At 44.1% G+C, this 21,721-nt stretch carries 20 protein-coding genes; 3 read left to right on the top strand and 17 right to left on the bottom strand.

The window, feature by feature from the left end; translation table 11 throughout:
- The first annotated feature begins 115 nt into the window (after positions 1-115).
- The gene (locus J2X75_RS06445; RefSeq protein WP_310335104.1) at positions 116-1,033 is read left to right on the top strand and encodes an AraC family transcriptional regulator; all 918 of its coding nucleotides are present in this window, start codon (positions 116-118) and stop codon (positions 1,031-1,033) included.
- Positions 1,034-1,201: 168 nt separating this feature from the next.
- Here J2X75_RS06445 and J2X75_RS06440 read toward each other — a convergent pair whose 3' ends face one another.
- The 12 genes from J2X75_RS06440 to J2X75_RS06385 form a co-directional block, all read right to left on the bottom strand.
- Complete coding sequence (locus J2X75_RS06440; RefSeq protein ID WP_310335102.1) at positions 1,202-2,281, bottom strand: threonine aldolase family protein; 1,080 nt, start codon at positions 2,279-2,281, stop codon at positions 1,202-1,204.
- Entirely contained in the window at positions 2,278-2,700 is a 423-nt protein-coding gene (locus tag J2X75_RS06435; protein ID WP_310335099.1) for a MarR family winged helix-turn-helix transcriptional regulator, read from the bottom strand. Before J2X75_RS06435 ends, J2X75_RS06440 begins: the two co-directional genes overlap by 4 nt.
- 312 nt (positions 2,701-3,012) lie before the next feature.
- Complete coding sequence (locus J2X75_RS06430; RefSeq protein ID WP_310335097.1) at positions 3,013-4,731, bottom strand: ABC transporter ATP-binding protein; 1,719 nt, start codon at positions 4,729-4,731, stop codon at positions 3,013-3,015.
- Positions 4,728-5,108: a hypothetical protein gene (locus J2X75_RS06425; protein WP_310335096.1), complete on the bottom strand. Its 381-nt coding sequence runs from the start codon at positions 5,106-5,108 to the stop codon at positions 4,728-4,730. Before J2X75_RS06425 ends, J2X75_RS06430 begins: the two co-directional genes overlap by 4 nt.
- A gap of 225 nt (positions 5,109-5,333) precedes the next feature.
- Positions 5,334-7,424, bottom strand: coding sequence for a serine hydrolase domain-containing protein (locus J2X75_RS06420; protein ID WP_310335094.1), 2,091 nt, complete (start codon positions 7,422-7,424; stop codon positions 5,334-5,336).
- A gap of 35 nt (positions 7,425-7,459) precedes the next feature.
- Complete coding sequence (locus tag J2X75_RS06415) at positions 7,460-8,914, bottom strand: alpha/beta hydrolase family protein (RefSeq protein ID WP_310335093.1); 1,455 nt, start codon at positions 8,912-8,914, stop codon at positions 7,460-7,462.
- Positions 8,915-9,042: 128 nt separating this feature from the next.
- Complete coding sequence (locus J2X75_RS06410; RefSeq protein ID WP_310336677.1) at positions 9,043-9,963, bottom strand: alpha/beta hydrolase; 921 nt, start codon at positions 9,961-9,963, stop codon at positions 9,043-9,045.
- 193 nt (positions 9,964-10,156) lie between these two features.
- Positions 10,157-11,167, bottom strand: coding sequence for an alpha/beta hydrolase (locus tag J2X75_RS06405; RefSeq protein ID WP_397383171.1), 1,011 nt, complete (start codon positions 11,165-11,167; stop codon positions 10,157-10,159).
- Between the two features lie 217 nt (positions 11,168-11,384).
- Positions 11,385-12,755, bottom strand: coding sequence for a sensor histidine kinase (locus J2X75_RS06400; protein WP_310335088.1), 1,371 nt, complete (start codon positions 12,753-12,755; stop codon positions 11,385-11,387).
- The gene (locus tag J2X75_RS06395) at positions 12,752-13,426 is read right to left on the bottom strand and encodes a response regulator transcription factor (protein WP_124114570.1); all 675 of its coding nucleotides are present in this window, start codon (positions 13,424-13,426) and stop codon (positions 12,752-12,754) included. The genes J2X75_RS06400 and J2X75_RS06395 overlap by 4 nt, the downstream gene beginning before the upstream one ends.
- A 70-nt stretch (positions 13,427-13,496) precedes the next feature.
- The gene (locus tag J2X75_RS06390; RefSeq protein WP_347387416.1) at positions 13,497-13,790 is read right to left on the bottom strand and encodes a GNAT family N-acetyltransferase; all 294 of its coding nucleotides are present in this window, start codon (positions 13,788-13,790) and stop codon (positions 13,497-13,499) included.
- Positions 13,791-14,002: 212 nt separating this feature from the next.
- Positions 14,003-14,608 (bottom strand): TetR/AcrR family transcriptional regulator, encoded by a 606-nt coding sequence (locus J2X75_RS06385; RefSeq protein WP_062834267.1) that lies wholly within the window; start codon positions 14,606-14,608, stop codon positions 14,003-14,005.
- Between the two features lie 282 nt (positions 14,609-14,890).
- Between J2X75_RS06385 and J2X75_RS06380 the strand changes: the two genes are divergently transcribed.
- Entirely contained in the window at positions 14,891-16,330 is a 1,440-nt protein-coding gene (locus tag J2X75_RS06380; protein ID WP_307543154.1) for a DHA2 family efflux MFS transporter permease subunit, read from the top strand.
- 97 nt (positions 16,331-16,427) lie between these two features.
- Here J2X75_RS06380 and J2X75_RS06375 read toward each other — a convergent pair whose 3' ends face one another.
- The 3 genes from J2X75_RS06375 to J2X75_RS06365 form a co-directional block, all read right to left on the bottom strand.
- Positions 16,428-17,663 (bottom strand): cytochrome P450, encoded by a 1,236-nt coding sequence (locus tag J2X75_RS06375; protein ID WP_310335083.1) that lies wholly within the window; start codon positions 17,661-17,663, stop codon positions 16,428-16,430.
- Between the two features lie 213 nt (positions 17,664-17,876).
- Entirely contained in the window at positions 17,877-18,164 is a 288-nt protein-coding gene (locus tag J2X75_RS06370; protein WP_124114566.1) for a hypothetical protein, read from the bottom strand.
- Positions 18,161-19,303 (bottom strand): NAD(P)/FAD-dependent oxidoreductase, encoded by a 1,143-nt coding sequence (locus tag J2X75_RS06365; RefSeq protein ID WP_310335081.1) that lies wholly within the window; start codon positions 19,301-19,303, stop codon positions 18,161-18,163. The genes J2X75_RS06370 and J2X75_RS06365 overlap by 4 nt, the downstream gene beginning before the upstream one ends.
- A 295-nt stretch (positions 19,304-19,598) precedes the next feature.
- On the opposite strand from J2X75_RS06365, the gene J2X75_RS06360 reads away from it, so the two are divergent.
- Positions 19,599-20,414 carry an AraC family transcriptional regulator gene (locus J2X75_RS06360; protein ID WP_124114564.1) on the top strand — a complete coding sequence of 272 codons (816 nt, stop codon included), beginning with the start codon at positions 19,599-19,601 and terminating at the stop codon, positions 20,412-20,414.
- Here the strand turns inward: J2X75_RS06360 and J2X75_RS06355 are convergent.
- On the bottom strand, positions 20,411-21,052 hold the full coding sequence (locus tag J2X75_RS06355; protein ID WP_310335078.1) for an HAD family hydrolase: 642 nt from the start codon (positions 21,050-21,052) through the stop codon (positions 20,411-20,413). The genes J2X75_RS06360 and J2X75_RS06355 overlap by 4 nt on opposite strands.
- 39 nt (positions 21,053-21,091) lie before the next feature.
- On the bottom strand, positions 21,092-21,685 hold the full coding sequence (locus tag J2X75_RS06350) for a DUF1349 domain-containing protein (RefSeq protein ID WP_149846595.1): 594 nt from the start codon (positions 21,683-21,685) through the stop codon (positions 21,092-21,094).
- Positions 21,686-21,721: the final 36 nt, after the last annotated feature.

The raw sequence follows: 21,721 nt of genomic DNA, 5'->3' as shown, positions 1-21,721 counted from the left end.
CTTCGAGCGGTATATCAATCGTCTTAATTGATTGCCTGATCCTCTCAGGCCCCCTTTTGGTTCTGTACGGTAAGCTTTATAATGTAAGCAGGTTAAATCCGTGAGGAGGATACGTATGACCGAAGAATTATTTCAATCAAAACAGGAATTGAGTGACCTAATCGAACGCCATTCCCACCATAACGGTGCAATGGAAACGGCGATTCCTTCCCTGTTTGTCTATCACCATTCCAAGATTAGTGAACCGGCATACAGAGTATATAAACCTTCATTTTGTGTGATTGTTCAAGGGTTGAAAGAAGTATTGCTCGCACAGGAGCGTTATGAATACGGACCTTCCAATTACCTGATTGCTTCCATGAATCTCCCGGTCATCGGCCAGATTATCAAGGCATCCACTGATGCACCCTACTTAAGTCTCAAACTCGAATTCACACCGAACCAAATTCTCGAAGTACTTAACGAATGCAATATCAAGGTAACATTCAACGAAAATGCCAGACGAGCCATGTTTGTAGGTCAGATGGAATCGTCCATTCAGGACGCTGTACTCCGACTTGTTCGATTGCTGGATACGCCGGGAGAGATTCCATTTCTGGCTCCGTTGTACGTTAAAGAAATCCTGTTCCGCCTCCTTCAAGGGCCTTACGGAGGAGAACTCGCGCAGATTGCGGTTGAAGGTAGCAGCACTTATCGGATCAGAGAAGCGATTGAGTACATCGTTCATCATTGGGAGCAGCCATTTCGCATTGAAGATCTGGCTGAGACCGCCAGTATGAGCGTCTCTTCATTCCATCGTCACTTCAAAGAGATTACAGCCATGAGCCCATTACAATTCCAGAAACAATTAAGATTACAGGAAGCCCGGCGACTTCTGATGGCCGAATCTGCTGATGCGGCAGATGTAGCATTTCGGGTTGGTTACGAGAGTGCTTCCCAATTTAGCCGCGAATATGCACGCATGTTCGGTGCGCCGCCTAGAACCGATATCCGACGGCTGAAAGAGAAATATGACATGGCCTTGAGTGAGTAACCGAGTATGCACTCTCTATCTCACAAAAAGGCAAACCAAAAAGGACAACCACAATGGGTTGTCCTTTTTTCAGTATCAGAATTCTGCGTAATTGCTTTTGGAATTTTTCAAAATACTCGTATTTATGAGAAGGAAATCGGAACTGTTCTCCTTAATTTTTGAACAAGATTAGACCAATGCTTCGACCCGTTCAGGAACCTTGATCTCTTCGTGCAATAATTGAGCGATATCACGAGTCAGTGCATCCACATTCTCTTGACGAGTTGCCCAGCTGGTGCAGAACCGTACCGCACTGCGTGTATCGTCAACCTTTTCCCAGAAGGTGAACGTATAATCGCTGCGTAATTTCTCAAGCAAACGATCAGGTAGAATCGGAAACTGCTGGTTAGTTGGTGAATCGTACAGGAAGCGCACCCCCTGCTGTTCAAGTGAGTCATGAATTCTCAAGGCCATATCTACGGCATGGCGAGAAATATCGAGGTACAGACCATCTTCGAACAACGTTTCAAATTGGATTCCCAGCAATCTGCCTTTGGCAAGCAGGCCACCTTTTTGTTTGATCATATAACGAAAATCCGGTTTCAGTGCATCATTCAGGATGACAACCGCCTCTCCCATCAATGCGCCAATCTTGGTTCCCCCGATGTAAAATACATCACACAAGCGTGCAAGGTCAGCAAGTGTCATATCGCAATTGCGTGAAGCGAGTGCATATCCAAGACGTGCTCCATCCACGAAAAACGGAAGACCACATGCTCTGCTCACTGTATGCAATGCTTGCAGTTCTGCCTTGCTGTACATCGTTCCATTCTCCGTTGGTTGGGAAATGTAGACCATTCCTGGTTGAACACAGTGTTCCGGCGACGACTCATTCATGTGCGCATCGTAGACTGCTCTAACCTGCTCAGGCGTGATCTTTCCGTCCTCGCTTGGAACCGTGAGTACCTTATGACCCGTTGCTTCAATAGCCCCCGTCTCATGAACCGCAATATGTCCTGAGCTCGCTGCAATCACACCTTGATAAGGACGCAAAATAGATGCAATCACCGTTGTATTTGTCTGTGTACCGCCAACCAAAAAATGAACATCAGCTTGCTCATTGTCACATGCCTGACGAATAAGCATTCTCGCCCGTTCGCAATGCTCATCCGTGCCATACCCGCTCGTCTGTTCCATATTGGTTTCCATCAGTCTTTGTAAAATTCGTTCATGCGCACCTTCGTTATAATCACATTCAAATCGTATCATCTTGTTGTCTCTCCTGCCTTCTTGTTCAACTTCTCTTGTATGTTCATCATGGAGGTGTATACCTCTTGAATCTCTTCTTCATTCAATTCTTGCATCAGCTTCAGGATCTGTTGATCGGATCGATCATTCAATTGGGCATACAGTTCCTCACCCTTGGCTGTCAGACGAATCAGACTAACCCGGCTGTCGGAAGCAGAATCCACTTTCACCAGCAGTCCTTCCTTGGACAGCTTGTTCACAATTCGGCTCATGTAACTGCGATCAATGGTCAATGTATCTACCAGATTGTTCGCAATGCTCTCTCCCCGAATTCCAATTTCAATAATGACCCGTACTTCTGCAAAGGAATACCCCGTTCCGAGAATATGCTTGTCGAGTACACCAAGTATGTTGGTATAAAAACGGTTAAAACGTCGCATGTCAGCCAGAATATCTGGATTTATGTACTGAGAGTTGATGTCAAACCCTCCTTTTTAGTGGACATTGTCAACATTATAATAATCACGTTAGTGGACGTTGTCAACATTATCTTTTGCTTAGCATTTGATAACCTCATTTTTAACATCCTAACAGAAAAAAGCCACGCATATGCGCGGCAAGGTTTACTTGATCCAGATACTTGATCCCCGGATTTCCCCTTTATAGAAGGAATTAAAAAAAATCTGGGGATAACAGCGATCGGAAGGTTGTTCTGTCATCGAAGTGGCCAGTGTAAATTCAATTTATAAAGATTAAGAGTGACTATATTGCACCTGATGAAGACGGCTATATATGCCTCCAGCGGCGACCAATTCCTCATGGTTACCCTGTTCAGCGATACCATCTGTGTTCACTACGATAATTCGATCCGCATTCTTGATCGTTGTCAATCGGTGTGCAATCACAAGTGTCGTTCTACCCACCGACAATTCAGCGAGTGATTGCTGAATAAGTGCTTCCGTTTCCGTATCCAGTGCAGAGGTTGCCTCATCCAGAATAAGAATGGGTGGATTTTTCAAGAACATACGAGCAATGGATAACCGTTGCTTCTGTCCTCCGGATAGCTTGACTCCACGCTCGCCAATGACCGTATCCATACCGTCCGGCAACGTAAGAATCAATTCCTCCAATGATGCACGGCGAGCGGCATCCCAGATTTGTTCGTCCGTTGCACTCAAATCCCCATAAGCAATATTCTCCTTAATGGTACCCGAGAACAAAAATACATCCTGTTGAACGATTCCGATATGCTTGCGCAAGGATTGAAGCTTAACGTTACGAATGTCGACGCCATCCACAGTGATACGTCCCTCTTCTACCTCATAGAATCTTGGCAGCAGGCTACAGATCGTCGTCTTGCCTGCACCCGAAGGACCAACAAAAGCAATAGTTTCGCCTGGTCGAACAGACAGACTGATATCACTCAGAATACGCCGACTGGATTCATATCCGAATGAGACGTTCTCAAAGCGAATATCACCCTTCACACTTTCGAATTCAACGGCGTTTTTGCTATCCGCAATTTCAGGTTCCGTATCAATGATCTCCAGATAACGTTTGAAACCAGCAATGCCCTTTGGATAACTTTCTATGACGGCATTGATTTTCTCAATCGGACGGAAGAAGATATTGGATAGAAGCAGGAAGGCCATAAAGTCACCCATATTGATTCTGCCATCAATATAAAACCAAGCCCCGCTGATCATGACAAATACCGTAACCAGTCGCATCATCATATAACTGACCGAGATACTTTTCGCCATCGTTTTGTAGGCAAGCAGTTTGGTTTTACGGAAATTCTGATTATCCACCGCAAAAAGTTCTTTCTCATGCTCTTCGTTGGCGAACGATTGCACAACACGCATGCCACCAACGTTATCTTCAATGCGCGCATTGAAATTGCCGACGTCTCCGAAAAGTCGCCGATAGGTCTTTGTCATGCGGCCACCAAATACAATAATGACCCAAGCCATAATTGGGATAATGATAAAGGTAAGCAGCGCAAGCTCAAGATTAATGTTAGCCATCAACCAGAACGATCCGATTAATGTCATCACTGCGATGAATACATCTTCAGGTCCATGGTGAGCAACCTCGCCGATATCGTTCAGATCATTCGTAAGATGACCAATTAAGTGGCCTGTTTTACGATTATCGAAGAAACGGAAGGACAGCTTCTGCAAGTGAGCGAACATCTTCTCACGCATGTTGGTCTCAATATTAATGCCAAGCATATGTCCCCAGTATGTAACGACATAGTTCAATACCGTATTAAGTGCATAGATGGATAACAGCACAATACAGGCAAGCAAAATAAGAGGCCAATCCTGACCAGGCAATAACTCATTAATGAATTTGCTGACGGCAAGGGGGAAAGCCAATTCCAGAAGACCTGCGAGTACAGCACATCCAAAATCAATCAAAAACAGTTTTTTATAAGGACGATAATACGAAAAAAAACGACGAATCATACTTGTTCACTCTCACTCTCCAGATCCTTATTGGGACTTACATCTTCATTTTGCAGCTCGAAAAGATGGATATACTCGTCGATGACCTGATCAATAGCTTTCAACTCTCCACTGATCATCGGGCGAATATGTTCGTACTCCTCCTGTCCAAGTTGTCGGACAAGCGTTGTTCTTCGATTCTGCATTTGTTCCAGAAATACAAGAATCCGGCCGCGACGGAATGTTTGCGCACCATGGCCCCGTTTTCCCTGATGTTCACCATGCCCTCTGCCACGTTTGGAACGTTCTCCACGTTGCTCACTATCACTCATATCACGTCTCGGACGCTCACCTTGACGTACACTTCCATCCGATTCTTCGATCTGTCGATCTCTCATCCTGCCACCTCCATTGCGTGTATACATATGTATACAGCGCATTCATGTATACGATTGTATACGCGACAAAAAGAAGTGTCAACCTAAATTTTCCAATAGATAACGAAGTATGTATGTTCACCCTCTCCTCAACAGAAAAAAGCCGCGATTTCGCGACTTCTTTTGTTGGCGACACTATTTAATCTCCTCCGAAAATCATCATCCTTCACTGCACCAAATCTATTGTTACTTTTTCAATGAAATTTCAAATGTGGAATCCACGTCACCTGCAAATACAATGCGGCCGTTTTCTGGTAATACAACCTCATTCTGACCGCTGACTACGGTGTGATTAATACAAATACCCTTCTGATCATATACGGCAAAGTCGCCAGTTGCAGGCATTTTAACCGTCATGACTTTTCCTTTCACCGTTGCTGGTATCGAATACCATCTGGCATATCCATCTGCTTGAATCGTTACTAGAGATTGTTTACCCGAATAGAGTGGTTGTACCATTTCCTCACTGGCGTATATGCTACCAACGGCTGTAATGTACTCTACTCCGTTCTTTTCAGCAAAATAAATCTCCTTTGTATCACGTCCAGCCAGGCCAGGGATTTGCAGCTCCGTGACTGCTTCGTTTGCTCCAATAATCTTAATATTGGATATATATCCCGGGGTCTCTTTGTCCAAATGAATCGGGAGAATTGGTGCCGAATTGAGATAAACCGTTGATGTATATTTCTCATTCACCAAGTAATATTTTTTACCTTCACGCAGCTCCCATGAGGCCGTAATATCCTGGGATAACTCATTGGCTTCCAGCTTCTCCATTTTATATTCGGAGAAAGCCAATTGTCCAAGTCCTGGCAAGGATATATAAGATCGATACCACAGATAAGTCCTTCCATTCTTTTCCTTAACAAATTTCAACTTTTCCGTGCCTTCATCATTAACAAAAGTACCATCCGCTGTATAGGTGTATTTTTGAGCCGGATCACTTGGAGCTGCTGGTGTGGATACAGTCATTTGTCCAGCAGTATTCATTTCGATCTTCTTAACCGAATTATTGCCGCCATATATACCTGCATTCGTGGCTATTTCTTTAGGTATATCTGCCTTCACTGGCACACCAAACGATTTTTCTGGCTTCCGTTCTGTAATAATGCCCTTTTCCTCAAGGGCGCTGAGTAATAATTCACTCGCAATGAACTGATCTTTGGCACTTGTCCCACCTGATGAGGTAACGGCTGCAGCCAGATTGTATTCCGGCAGCACGACTAATGATGAGTGATACGATATGGTATCTCCACCTTTTGTTACTGCCTTGATACCGTATTCACTGAATGGGTACAGATTTACACTATCCCACCCTAAACCGTAAGATATAGACGTATCGCCATACTCTGGCCACATGCCTCTTTTGTATTCTTCTTGCGCCATGGCTTCTACAGACTTATGGGTAAGAATGCCTTGGACCTCTCCAGTGAAGATTTGTGAAAACTTCGCAAGATCTTCAGCGGTGGAATAAATGCCTCCAGTAGCGATAACATTATAATTCTCTTGTGGAAGCTGACCCTCATACATAGGAGAATAGATTCCCGCCATTGCTGCCGTGTCAACCACATCCTGTGGTGTTTTGGTATGTTTCATGTCCAAAGGTTCCGTAAAATATCGGTGTATAAAAGCTGTAAAACTCATGCCGCTAACACGTTCAACCATAATCTCGGATAACGTAAACCCATCGTTACTATACACCGAGAATGCGCCGGGATCTGCCTTCAGGTTTTGACTCGCCAATTGCTCGAGAAACGTATCATGTGAGTACGTATCATTATCTCCGTACAATGTGGCATTGCTGCCAGTGCTGCCCAGCAGACCGGAAGAATGATTCAACAGCATACGTGGTGTGATTTGTTTGTAGCGATGATCTTTCATCTGAAATTCAGGTATATAGTTCACAACAGGCAGATCCAAATCCACCTTGCCTTCGTCAACTAACTTCATAACAGAAGCTGTGAGGAACATTTTACTCGTTGACCCTATGCCATAGAACGTATCCGACGTAAGAGGCACCTTGTTGTTTTTATCGTTTTTACCCGTCTGACCGGACACCACAATCTCGCCACCATCGATAAGGGCATATTGCAGGCTTGTAATTCCATGTTTCTCGGTGAGTAACTTGGCTTTCTCCATCACTGTTTTCTTGGTTGGTTCATACGTAAAACTGCTGCTACTTGTAGCAGGCGCGGCCATTGCAGACATTGGAGCTAACATCGTTAACACCAGAGTTAACACGGCGATTGAAGTTCGTTTTCCCTTTTGTCGTCCCATTCACATCATCTCCTGAATTTTAAGTGTTTTGGTTATTAGAGTTCCTCTGGGTCTACAAATTTCACCTCTGGATACTTGTCGCTCGGCCCCTGAATCAGAGTTCCGCCCGTTCCTTTCAATTGCTTGTTAAAGAAATCGAGTACATATTGATTTACGATGTTTGATCCTCTTTTACCATTGATGTCTCCTGTGATCCCGGACAGTTTAACCAGCTCCGAATAGAATTGAAGGTCCGTGAAATTGAAGTGTTGGGTTCCTTCTACATAAATCACATTTCCCCCATGATTGATAACATTTTTCATAATGTGCAGCTCATCTGAAAGAAATTTAGTTACTTCATCATCCGAATTTCTATCCGCTTCAAAATTGGCTAACCAGTCTTCAAAATTTCCCGATCGGATGAACATAAACGGCTTGTTTATATCATCTCTATTTTCCACTTCATATAGTGAGCCATCCATATTAACCCCGGCCTTGATTCTCTGATCTAAATACGTTGCATTAAACGCGGTTGCACCCCCAAAAGAATGCCCCATCGCGCCTATGTTATTTAAATCGATCTTCCCTTTAAATTGACTTTCGATTGCACCTGAATTCAGCTTTTCGATTTGATCAATTACTAACTCCACGTCTTTCGTCCATATATTCCCTGTTTTTGTACGTTCATCTAGTGTAGTCGTACTTTTTTTATAATCCGTTACACGGCCATCTGGAAAAAGGGTAGCAAAGGTGCTATACGTATGATCGATGGTGACCACGATAAACCCATGACTGGCCAGATTCTCGGCCTGTGATGCATGTAGAACTCTACTGGTTCCCATACCATGAGATAGCAGTACCAAGGGATAAGGACTTGTAGAAGGTAATATTTCTACATTTTCATAAGAGTTGGTTTGGCTATACTTCCAGTAGTCAAGCACAAATTCAGGCAGTTTTAAAGAAGCAGAGAAGCTCTGAATATACTTTTTGAACATTTCTTTATCTTTTGGAAACAGCGTGTCACGCTTGTTGTTATTCATGTTCTCAGTAGGGTACCAAACTTGAACCATTAGTTCCCTCTTATCACTTTGATCTTCAGTGAAGACTTCATCTCTGTTCTGATCTGTAAAATGAAAGGTTTGAGTACCCACTTTCTCTGGACCATCCGGCTTCGGCAAATTAAAGACAGGTAAGTATACAGACAAGGCAGTAGAACCAACCAGCAGAATGACAATCAGGGAAGATAAACTATATTTCAAGAACTTCCCTATTTTTAGATTCATCATCTTTTCGGAGTGTCTGAATAAAACGATGATTATGAATAAAGCCGTCATGATATATACCACAAGCAACTGCCATCTGTATCCCTCAACCAGCAATTGAACTACGAGTATAACGCTACTTCCTATTCCCAAACCCCAGCCTGTTTTCTTTGCACTTCTTTTAATAAATAGTAGGTCTACGAGTAAAGCGAAACAGGATAGAACTAACAGTATCTCAAATAATCTCATTTGAATTCCTCTCTCTCATCACGGCAACGGCCAAATTAATCGTATTATGGAAAAACAGCCTCTCAGGACTGTTTTCCAAATTCATTCACACACATCTCTTAAATCACGAGTGTACTTTTAAAGGATCTTTACTTCGCTTCGTTCATGAATGCTCTTACATCTTCAGCTATTTCTTTAAATAACGTATGGTGCAAGTAATGTTCGCCATCCATTGTGATTACTTTCCCATGTACTGAATCTTTGATCTGCCCTTCATGCAGCGGTATCCATCCTTCTACACCTTCATTATTGGCTTGTACAAAGAGAAGAAGTGGAAGGTCTTTAGGGAAGGTTAAACCTTGAACTCCTTTAAAATTGGAAGAGATATGACCCATCTCATTTAACATCGTGGGACTATTTGAGTTTTTACTCGACAGCATTTTCATCTCTTCTACGGTATGTTCATCAAATGCGAGTCCAGCATAGGGGTCACTACTAAATTTGACCACCAATCTTTGGAGACCTGATTTTTTAAGAAATGCGAACATTTTTGTAGGTAATTTGGCATCCATACCCGGTTGGGTTGAAACACTGCTATCAATTCCGACAAATGCTGTCACCTCATCCGGATATTTGTTCACATAATCAATGCCGTAAATGCCTGCAATGGAGTGGCCCATCAGCATGTATTTGTTAATATCAAGTTGCTGTAGAGCTTCATGAACTTCACTTACGATGTTCTCTGTGGTTCGTTCTTTTTCAGTCTCATCACTCAATCCATAACCGAAAGGTTCAACTGCAACAACTTTGTAATATGGTGATAGTTCATCGATGAGCAGTTTAAAATCAAGCGCTGGTGCAGCTGTTCCAAAACCAGGCAGAAGTACAATCGTTTCCTTACCTTCGCCTTGAATGAGCACATTCATATTTTTCCCGTCTACAGATACATGCTGACCATAGGAATCTATTTTCTTGGCCTCTGAATTACTACTGACCACATTTGTGATATAAACAATACCTAGAAATAGAATAATGGCGATTACGATTGCTCCTACTATTTTCAGTATCATGTTTCTCACTTTTTTGGCCCTTGATCTATTCTTTGTTTTCTTTTCCGCTGGCTGCGTCGTCAGTGTTATCTTCTCCTGTCTTGAACTGGTAGTTCGGTTGTCTTTTTTGCTGCTAATGAAATCTTATCCAATGAAAATGTACTCCCCGTGACGTCAATATGAACTGAATATGAACAAGCTAATTCATTCATATTTACTGCTGCGTCATAAATCCCCTGAATTTTTCAGCGATTTCTTTGGCATGGGAACGGTATAAATAATGATTTGCTTCCATCAGCACCAGTTCACCACGTGTAGAGTCCTCTATTAACTTCTCGTGCTCGGGAACCCAATTGTCCACTGCCGGATGATTCTTTTGAACAAAGAAAAGAACCGGGAGATCAACAGGGAATGTTAACTGTTCAGCTGCTTTAAAATTGGAGTACATGCTTACAATCTCGTTCAATTGGGTGGGATTAAACATGTTCTTTTGTATCAAAATGTTCAATTGTTCTTTGGTTTGTTCATCATACGGTAGCCCAGCATATGGATCATCACTCATTTTCAATTGCAAACGTGGGAAACCCAAGTTACGGTACCATTGAATCGGTACGATTTCTGATGCTTCAACCTTCTGTTCACTAATCGCTGGAACACTGGTATCCAACCCAACATATGCACTTATTTCATCTGCATATTTGTTCACATAATCCAGACTATAGATCCCCGAGATGGAATGACCCATCAAGATATAACGATCAATATGTAGACTCTTTAACGCTTCATGAATTTCACTGACGATATTTGCTGTACTGCGTTCCTTTTCGGTCTGATCACTCAATCCATAACCAAAAGGTTCAACCACGACGACTTTATAATCGGGAGATAATTCAGAAATGAGCGGCTTAAAATCAAGTGCAGGTGACGCTGTTCCAAAACCCGGCAGAAGTACAATCGTTTCCTCGCCTTCGCCTTGAATGAACACATTCATATTTTTCCCATCTACGGATACATGTTGTCCGTACGGCTCCATTCTTTTTTGCTCCGAATAACTGCTGATTTTGTTGACGGTATATACGGTAGCTACAAAAAGTAAGATTGCTATAAGGATTGCGGCAAGCACTTTAAGCAAAATGCCTAACACTTTCTTTGTTTTGCTTTTACTTTGACTCTGACTCTGACTCTGACTCTGTACTCCTTTGTCTCCTTGATGTTTCACGTTCATCTGCTCCTATCCTCATCTGTATATTAGCCTGGCAGGCTGCTTAAGAAATCCTAATCAAGAAAGATGTACTCCCCATGACCGGAATATGAACGGAGTATGAACAAGCAAAAAAAATGTCCTATGTAACATACAAAGAAGCTTGCATGTTACATAGGACATGAACATTCGGTTTAGATAATCCGATGGATATTCTATTCATTGGCCCTATCCTGTTAGCCTAACTATCCGTTGGTGGATGGATGGGCAACGTGATAATAAAGGTCGTGCCTTGACCAGGTTCGCTTTCCACTCGGATGTCACCCTGATGAAGGGACACGATCTGTTTAACGATTGCTAGTCCCATACCACTCCCGTCGTATTTACGACTGTGGGAACGATCTGCCTTGAAAAAACGGTCGAATATACGCTTCTGGTCTTCCAGGGGAATTCCAATGCCCGTGTCGGATATTCTGACACTTACATGGTTGAAATCCTCTTCGATACGGACTTTAATCATACCGCCATCCCTGGAAAACTTGATGCTATTTCCGATGATATTGGTCCATACCTGATTTAACTGATCGTGATCAGCCGTTACCTTCACGTTCTCCAAATCAAGCTCGAAATGAATGTTGCGCCCAGACCATTGCGGCTGAAGCGCCACAATGACCCTCCTGATCTGTTCATCAAGGCTTAAGGTGTTAAGCCGTAGTTGCTGTGACTGCGATTCAAGCAAACTCAGCTTGAGCAGGCTATCGCTCATTTTGGACATTCGTTTCGCTTCAGAGATGATTATATCCAGGTAACGGTTTCGTTCTTGTTCGGAGAGATTTACTTGCTTCAGTGCCGAAGCGTAACCGGATATAGAGGTGAGCGGAGACTGAACCTCATGCGAAACATTTGTAACGAATTCCCTGCGCATCTGCTCCAACTGCTGAAGATCATGCATCATTTCTTCAAAGCTGCGGGCCAATGTGCCTATTTCAGTCGTTTGCTTGATGTTCAGCTTGACATTGAAATCTCCAGCTGCAATCCGTTTGGTCGCTTTGGTCAATTTCTTGATCGGTCTCACCAGGTATACAGAAGCAATCAGAATCAACAGACTTCCTGCAATCAACGAACAGCTTGCAAAGATTAAGCCAAACTGGACTACAAAAGAGGCGGAGGGCGGTGCGAGAGTTTCCAAAAACATCGCTTTTGTGCCCATTTCCGTCTTAATCGGTAGCCCCAAAAGCACGGTAGCGATACCTTTAGGTGTGGCCTGCACAACCCCTCCGTTTAACACCTTCTTGAGTTGATCCGTCGATACAGGTGATGATTTATGTCCATTAAGCTTCCCATATGTCTGGAGTTTGCCCGTTGCATCATAAATTCGAATATGATATGAATCAAGCTGTTTCATATTGCTAACGAATAATTCTGCTTCATCCAGAGGCATCGTCTTATATATCTGCACTACGTCTTGGCCAAAGTTGCGTATGTTAATTCGGGCATTTTCGTTCAATTTATCTTCGAATATCCAGGTTGACATAAAAAAAGAAATAACTGTACCAGCGATGACAGAAATCAGAAAGGTGAGCACCACACGAATGTATAATGATCTGATCATTCATGGACCTCAAGTCTGTATCCTAGCCCACGCACCGTTTCAATCCGAAAATCAGGTGTCGTCGCGAATCGTTCGCGCAGGCGCTTGATATGTACGTCTATCGTTCGATCATCTCCGGCGTAATCAATACCCCATATCTGATCAATTAACTGCTCACGTGTGTAGACTTGCCCAGGTGTTCCAGCAAGCTTATACAGCAATTCGAACTCCTTAAGCGGTAACGTAAGCGACTCTGTGCCTCTCATCACCTTATAAGTCTGACGGTCCAGAATAACGTTGCCAAACTGGATTGTATGTGTGGAGCCAATTTTGTAACGCTTCAGTAATGCTCGGACACGGGCGGTCAGTTCCAATGGATCAAACGGTTTCGTCAAATAATCATCCGTACCCAGTTCGAATCCCTTCACCTTCTCCCACGTCTCACCTCTCGCCGTCAGCATGAGTAACGGGAGATCGGGATTGGCTCTGCGGAGTTCCTTGCATAATGCCCAGCCGTCCATAACAGGCATCATAATATCGAGCACGACCAGATCCACTGGCGTCTCGCCGTACACGGTGAGAGCTTCCTTACCGTCCGCAGCTTCCACCGTCGTGAATCCATCGTTTTTGAGAAAGAGACAGACGAGTTCGCGAATGTTCGGATCGTCGTCAGCAACGAGTATAGTAGCCATAGGTTTTTCTGTCCTCTCCAATACGTATGAATATATGGTTCAAATTATAGTTAATCCTGATACATCCTGCTCATTGTATATCCACAGCAAACATCGTATGTTCCTTTAACGTTCCCTGGATCGGGACAGACTGTGACTCGCACGCTGAGAATCCTGCCTTTTGAAGTACACGGATGGACCCTGTATTATCAGGTACCGCGCCAGCCTCGATGCGTGTAATTTCAGTTTCATGTTTGGCAAATTCAAGCACGCATTGCAGGGCTTCGCTCATATACCCTTTTCCTTGATGCAAAATATCCGTCACATAACCAACAATCCATTTTGATGAGTGACCTTTGCCCTTCCAATCTGTAGAAAGACTCATCCCGATTACTCGCTGAGATTTTCTCGATTTCCGCACGATTGCGAACCTGTAGATCCAGAAGCAGTGAGGCATCTTCCACCTTCCAAAATCGTACATAGATACGTTCTGCACTATATTTCATTACATTAGTCCTCCTCTGTTATGTATGGGTGCACAGAGCTGGTCTTTGCGATTCATTGGACCCAGTTTACCGTGTGAGTATTATAGTCTAATTATATCAGGTCATTATAAGAGTACGAGCGAATCAACGAGAATTGTTTCGCCAGGAAATGTGGTGAATAAGGCATATCATTACGCAACCAGGCAACGATGGTACCAATCAGAGCGGAAGAACCGTACCAGATTGCAATCTCCTTGTGAATGCCGGATTCTTCGAGTTCATCTTCCATTTCTACCCGATCAATTTTGGCTTTCACCAGCGTACTCAACAATTTGAGCAATCTTTCGGTAAAAATCGGTGTGCGCTTTGTAGCAAGTACCACCTGATAGAACGAGGCGTTCTCTGCAAAATGCTCCAGTAACTTGACCAGAACAGGCCAAGCCTCTTCCGTCCTTTGCTTCTCAAAATGAGGAGCATATTCATCCACGATCCGTTCAATATGCTCGATCATCTCATCGGCCATCTTCTCCATCATATCCGTAATATCACGATAGTGCAGGTAGAAGGTTACCCGATTGATCGTCGCTCGTTCGGCAATTTTGTTGACTGACAACTTCTCAATATCCATTTCCTGCAGCAATTCAACAAATGCACCTCGAATTAACTGACGCGTTCGCAATATTCTTGGGTCCACAGCTGATTTCTTCTCGTCTTTCACGTGTATCCCTCCTATCAAATTTTAAACATTACAATTTTAAACAATCAGTCGTTTATTTTTGATTTACACAACAAATTCATTTTATTTGTAAAATAAACGACGAAAACACGCCATAACGTAAATTGTAATCTGTCCGAATATGTATATAATTCAATAAATACAATGTAAACTATACAACACGTTGTAAATTTAGTCACGTGTGGATTGAAAGGATGAAAAGGATTGAGTCACGCTAGAGTACAAGAAGAATTATCCGTAAAGAAAGGCCCCATCCTGTTTATCATGATTTTGGGAGCCTTCCTTGCAACGTTGAACCAAACGATCATGAGTGTCGCTACACCGGAACTGATGGGTGATTTTAACATCTCCGCCGCAACAGCACAATGGTTAACGACAGGTTACATGCTGGTGAACGGGGTGCTTATCCCGATCACGGCCTACTTCATGCAACGCTTTTCAACCAAGCAATTATTCCAAGCTTCCATGTTTATTTTCCTGATTGGTACCATCGTATCCGCTCTTGCAACCAACTTTGGCACACTGCTGACAGGACGTATGATTCAGGCAGCGGGCGCCGGCATTATCATGCCGCTCTTGATGCACGTTATTTTGACCTTGTTTGCCCCTGAAAAACGAGGATCTGCGATGGGCATGGTTGGTTTTGCCATCATTTTTGCCCCTGCAATCGGGCCTACCCTTGCCGGTTATATCCTAGAGAACTACTCTTGGCAAACGATGTTCTACGGCATGATTCCATTAACTCTTATTGTCATTGCTTTTGCGTTTGTATACCTGAAGAATGTATCCGAACGGGTCAACACAAAGTTCGACACAATCAGTGTGGTGCTCTCCACGATCGGATTTGGCGCATTGCTCTATGGTTTCAGCAGAGCAGGAAGTCTGGGATGGTCAAGTGCAGAAGTTCTTATCTGCATTGCGGCTGGAATTGTTTCTCTTGCCCTGTTTACATGGCGTCAGCTCGTTTCCGAAACTCCGCTGCTTGATCTGCGGGCTTTCAAGTACAACATGTTCTCCCTGACCACGGTTATCAGTATCGCGATTACAATGATCATGTATGCTGACATGATGTTGCTTCCCTTGTATCTCCAGAACGCACGTGGTTACACTGCACTGGAGTCCGGATTATTGCTTCTGCCGGGTGCGCTTGTCATGGGCTTCCTGATGCCAGTAGCCGGAAAATTATTTGACCGATTTGGTGCGAAATGGCTTGCTGTTATCGGGATGGTGATCACCATCGTAACGACAATTGGTTTCATCGACTTAACGGATTCAACCAGTTATGGATACCTGGTATTAATGTCAACCGGCCGCCGAATTGGTATGGCTTTGCTCATGATGCCGATTCAGACTGCGGGGCTTAACCAACTGCCACCAAGACTTGGTGCACACGGTACAGCTATCTCCAACACCGTCAGACAAGTGGCTGGCGCTGTAGGTACTTCATTGCTCGTAAGTGTCATGACCTCCCGTACAACGGCACACGTACAAGATATGATGGCGACTGGAGCAGCCAATGGTCTCAGTCAAAAACAGCTTGCTACAGAATCCATGATCCAGGGTATCAATGATGCGTATGTTGTTATCATCGGCATCGCTGTTGTGGGATTGGTTCTTTCCTTCTTTATCAAACGTACCAAACAAGCCAAAGAGGAAGAAATCAAACAGGTTGTAAGACAAAAAGTTTCTATGAATTCAAATTAAGGTCTCCAGCCTCATACTTGCTTGCATAACAAAGCGGCAGATCAAGACGTTACGTCTGATCTGCCGCTTTTTAGGTTGTATCCCGTATGATTCCTTCTCACTCGGCAACGATCTTCACTGGCAGATGGGTCAACGACTGCCCCGGAGCTGAAGTGGCCAGATTATTCTCCAGATCAAAGGACTCCACCGGTTCAATCCGAGCGATCTTCTCCACAAATGCTGTCAAGGCAATGCTTAGTTCCATTCTTGCCAGCGGGGCACCTAGACAAAAGTGTGGGCCATTACCAAAGGTAAGATGTTTTTTGTTATTACGACGATGAATATTCAGCTCAAACGGGTCTTCAAACATCTGCTCATCCATATTGGCTGCACTCATCCAAGAGATGACGACGTCTCCTTTTTTTAAATCCACTCCGAGCAGTTGGTTATCCTGCTTCACTGTCCGATGCCGTTTGGCATTATGGAACCGATAACGAAGCATTTCTTCTACTGCGAGCGGAACCCATTCGGGATTCTGTCTTAGTTGATCATACAGACTCGGGTCATCGTACAGGAAGGAATAGAACGTATTTGAAACCATATGACTCGTTGTCTCTATACCGGCTCCAAGCAGAAGCATGGTCGTGCGAACAACCTCATCCTCCGTGAACTTCTCCCCCTCAACATCAACGTTCAACAGATCGGTAATGATATCCTCACCAGGATGAGTCCGTTTATGAACCACAATAGGATACAGGAATTGATAGTACTCTTGCGCTGCAGTTTGTTTTTTCAGTTCACTCTCTTCAGCAGTCTTCGGATTGGTAGGTTGAAACAGAATATCTACCCAGTTCTTGAAGCGATGACTGTCTGTGAGAGGGATGCCGAGCAGATCAGCCATAACCATCGAAGGCAGCGGAGCAGCCAACGCTTGAACAATATCAATGGTTGTATTCGGCTCAATATCTGCTACCAGCTGCTCTGCAATGTTGCGAATGCGTGGCTCCCAGTTTTTCAGACTACGCGGTGTAAAAGCAGCAGATAACAACGAACGACTTTTTTGATGACGGGGAGGATCGATACTTGATATGTTTAATTTGTCTGGAGGTGTGCCTTCATTGTTCTTCGCTCCAACGGCAATTGTCGTCCGGGTTCCTTCGGCCGAAAAATATTCATGATTACTCAGAACCTGCTTCACATCATCGTATCTGAACACATTCCAGGTGTCTGTATCTTCGTGATAGTACACAGGATGCTCGGACAGCATTTTTCGAAACCAGTGCAGTGGGAAAAACTCTTCAGACCTGGACTGAAACCCCGTGATGTCCTCAACACGTATCACTTCTTTATACATTTGGAATCCACCTCTCAGCATAGTTTCGTGATTGGTTACATGGGTACCTGAATTGACAGTTCAGCACCTGATTCCATTTTATACCATACGTTCATTTATTGATATAAACCATTTGAACTAAATCAGAAAAACCCCTTTATATAAGGGGTTTTTTTTATACGTATCGTATATTATTTCTGTCGGTGTTTCAGAGAAATAAGCCATACGAACCGATCAATCGCCTAGCTTCGCCAATGTTTCCTGTAGTTGCTCCAGTTGTTCAGACAGGGTTTCAATCAAGTTCTTCGTTTGGCTTGCCTTCTCCATTAAGATTTGCTCTTCAGAACTGTCTTCCGATGCATTCCTGATTGGTGATGACTTCAATTCCGACAATTCGCGTTTGTATGTTTCTTGTTTCTCCAAAGCTATGCGCAGTTTTTCTTTCGTCGTACCGATCTGATGCTCCAGATATATGATGTCGGACAAGTTCGCTCCATCGGATAAACGTTGTGAATATGTCATGACTCACCTCTTTTAATATCATCCATTGCTTTGCCAACAGTATAGGGCTCAATATCGATATCCAGCTCCATGCCGAGAGCTAGTTTCGCCAGTTGACTCCCGATAAAAGGACCCATGGTCAATCCAGAGGCACCAAGTCCATTCGCGGTAATCAGACCTTGCCAGCCTGGGACAGCCCCCATTACTGGTAGAAAGCCCGGTGTAAACGGACGGAACCCAACTCTTACTTCCTGGAATGTGCTATTGGCTAGCCCAGGCGCCAGTTCCAGACCTTTATTCAAAACTTCCTGCATGCCCCCTGCAGTTACTCTTGTATCATAACCCTCCACATCATTTTCATGAGTGGCACCAATCACGATCTTCTGTTGATCAAAGGCCAGCAGATATTGATCAGAAGGTGGCATGATCACAGGCCAGCGGCCTGTATCCTCCCCATCCGCGACATGTAGATGCATAATTTGTGCCTTTTGATAATGCACTTTAAAGTGTATGCCAAGCGGCTTCAGCAGTTCGTTGGCCCATGCACCTGCACAGACAACGACTTCATCTGCCAGGAAACTCTGATCATTAACATTCACACCAATGACCCGATCCGCTTCGAATTGAAGCGTGGCGTCTCCATGGATCACTTCCGCTCCATTTCGCTGTGCAGACCGGATCAAGGCAGCGCGCAGCGCCCTTCCATCTATACGTGCAGCACCGCTGATATGTACCGATTGATTACGTTCATCCAGTAGAGGAAAACGATCACGGGTTTCTTTGGCATTAAGAGGTGTAATGTCGCCAATCTCCGGTGCATCTGCTTTGCGAAGATGGGCCCGCTCTTCCATCTTGTTGATTTTGTCCACATCCGTATGAATACTAAGCGCGCCCACTTGAGCATAACCGGTTTCCGTTTCTCCTTCGGCTTTAAGCTCCGCTATGATGCCCGGATAGAACCGCGCACCAGCCTTGGCGAGCTGATACCAGTCCTGATTACGTCGCTGTGACAGCCATGGACAGATGATCCCAGCAGCTGCATCCGTCGCCTGTCCTATATCTTTTCGATCTATGATGACGACCTCTGCGCCATGTTTGGCTAATTGATAGGCTGTTGATGCCCCCAGAATACCCGATCCAACTACGATGACTTTCTTCATGTTTGCATTCCTTTCTTTAATCACTCATTCGTTATAGCGTATATCGTTTCGCATTCTGTTGGCAAGGCAGGCATACTTTTGGATCCACAAATAGAGGCTGATCAGACTACAGCTCATACTTATTCATCCAATAAAGAATTGTTGAAGCATTTATATGAAAACGTTTTATATATTGCCCGTCATTCAATTAAAATTATTCCATTTATGTAATATAATTCTTTCTAGGTTTCTTTTAACTCTGTAACCACGCCACTTACGCACATGATCCTTTAACGAAAAGAGGAATAACACAACGATGCCGAAACCTAGCATGGGGAATCCGCTGGATACCGATATGCCGCTCATGATTACAGGGCAAAACCAGTTGACCGTTGATGAATTGATGAATTGGAGCGACCATTCACGGGATTACAGCATTGTACAGTGCATCGGAGGAACAGGGCGAATCGCAGCAAAGAATCATGAATTTTCGATCAAAAAAGGGACCGCTCTCATTTTGTTCCCGGAGGTAACCTACCGTTACCACAATCTGAGTGATTCATTACGATTTGATTGTCTGTCTTTCAATGGCTATTTGTTGCCACGGTTCTTGCATTCCTTGCAGATCGGGGAGCTGCGCGCCTTCAAGCCGGATGGAATGCTTCATATCCTGTTGCGTGAAATTACGTTGGCGCTGCAGTCCCGGCACAAGGATCAGATCTGGCACGTCTCCGCATTACTGTACATGCTTTTGGTCAGATTAACCATTGAAGGTGAACGCTATAGTGCTTACGAACGTTCTGATGCCCGATTAAGATTGGATGAACTCATTACTTTTATCAAACAAAATTATCATCAGGATATTTCTCTCCCCATGTTGGCTGAGCAGATGGATGTTACCGAGCAGCACCTCAATCGGATATTCAAAAAAGAATTTCAAATGACTCCACTGGAGTATCTGATGCGATATCGGCTGTTGAAAGCCAAGGAAATGCTCATCGAAAATAACGCTACTACCGCTCATGAAATAGCCAAAGCCGTTGGTTTCAATAGTGCCAGTTACTTTGGATCAGTGTTTAAAAAATACGAAGGGATCTCCCCTATCGAGCTACGCAAGCAGTATCTGGATTAAAGCGCCTCCATATCAATCTCGGCCAGCGAGGATAACCGCAGTTCATGCATGGCGAATTCCAGACCACGCGTTACCTCGTTAGGCACGATGATGCAACGAATACCAGCAGCATTGGCTGCCTTCAAGCCATTAGGTGAGTCTTCGAACACAATTGCTTCGGAAGCCTCGATCCCAAGACTCTGGAGAGCAAGAAGGTACAGTTCAGGGTCCGGTTTCACTCGCTTCACATCCTCGGATGTATGAACGACTGTGAAATAATCGAAAATGCCTAATTTCTGCAAGTAACCATGCACCCAGTCCCGTGTGGAGCTGGAAGCAACCGCAAGTTGAATCCCCTTCTCCCTCGCAGTCTGAAGCAATTCATACACCCCTGGAAGAATGGCGGCCTGTCCCAAATAGACTTCGTATTTCTGTTCAGAGAGAAGTTTGATATGATCATGATCTATCTTTTTTTGGAGCGCCTGCTCCAGATACAGAAATGGATGAAACTCCTCAAAGGATGTCCCCACATTTTTCGACCAAAGCTCCAGACCAAGTTCTACTCCGTGCTCTTCATAAATATCGCGAAATGCATAATACCAGGGCGTCTCTGTATCCACAATGAGTCCATCAAAATCAAATATAAATGCTTTTACCATGAACCTGTTCTCCCTCCAATGATCGGCCAGGGGAGCGGATTAGAAACGTGCGGTCAAGTCCGGATGAGTAACGTTCACGGATAAAAAGTGACACGTACAGCCCGTTCCAGTCGGCGATTGTACAACTAATCCAGCTCGAAGTTCCCCTTGTATCGGCATGCCGAAATAACGAATTAGTTTCCACTCATCCCCATCGGGTGAATAAAAGAATGATATGCAGTCCTCTACTTTGCGTATACGCAGATAAGGATTAGGTACGGAGACTTCCACCGAATTGCAATCATCGGATGAACCATCACGTGTCACCACCGACACGATGGTAGGCACTTTTCCATCATATTCAAAACAAATTTTGCACCAGTTAAGATCATCTGCCATCACCATCAGGCATCCGGAATCATATTGATTTTTCATATCAACGGTTAATTGGGTTGTAATTTCGAAATCGCCAGGCACAGGCATGGACAAGAAAGGAGCAGTTGCACGAATGTGTTTCCCCGCTGGATCTTGGAAAAAGTCGGTGTCCGCCTTCGCTTCCACCAGCACACCTCCCTGATCCGTGTAGGACCAGGTTTCGGGTTCGTTCATCCAGCTCCATTGCTTCCGTGCTTCTGTTGTCATTACGTTAGTCATTTGTTAGTAGCCTCCCAAGTTAAAATATGTTCTAGA

Origin of the sequence: Paenibacillus sp. 2003 (assembly GCF_031455635.1) — a bacterium.
GTDB classification, from domain to species: domain Bacteria; phylum Bacillota; class Bacilli; order Paenibacillales; family Paenibacillaceae; genus Paenibacillus; species Paenibacillus amylolyticus_B.
Note: the sequence above shows the minus strand (reverse complement) of the source record. Positions and strands in the feature narration are given on the sequence as shown.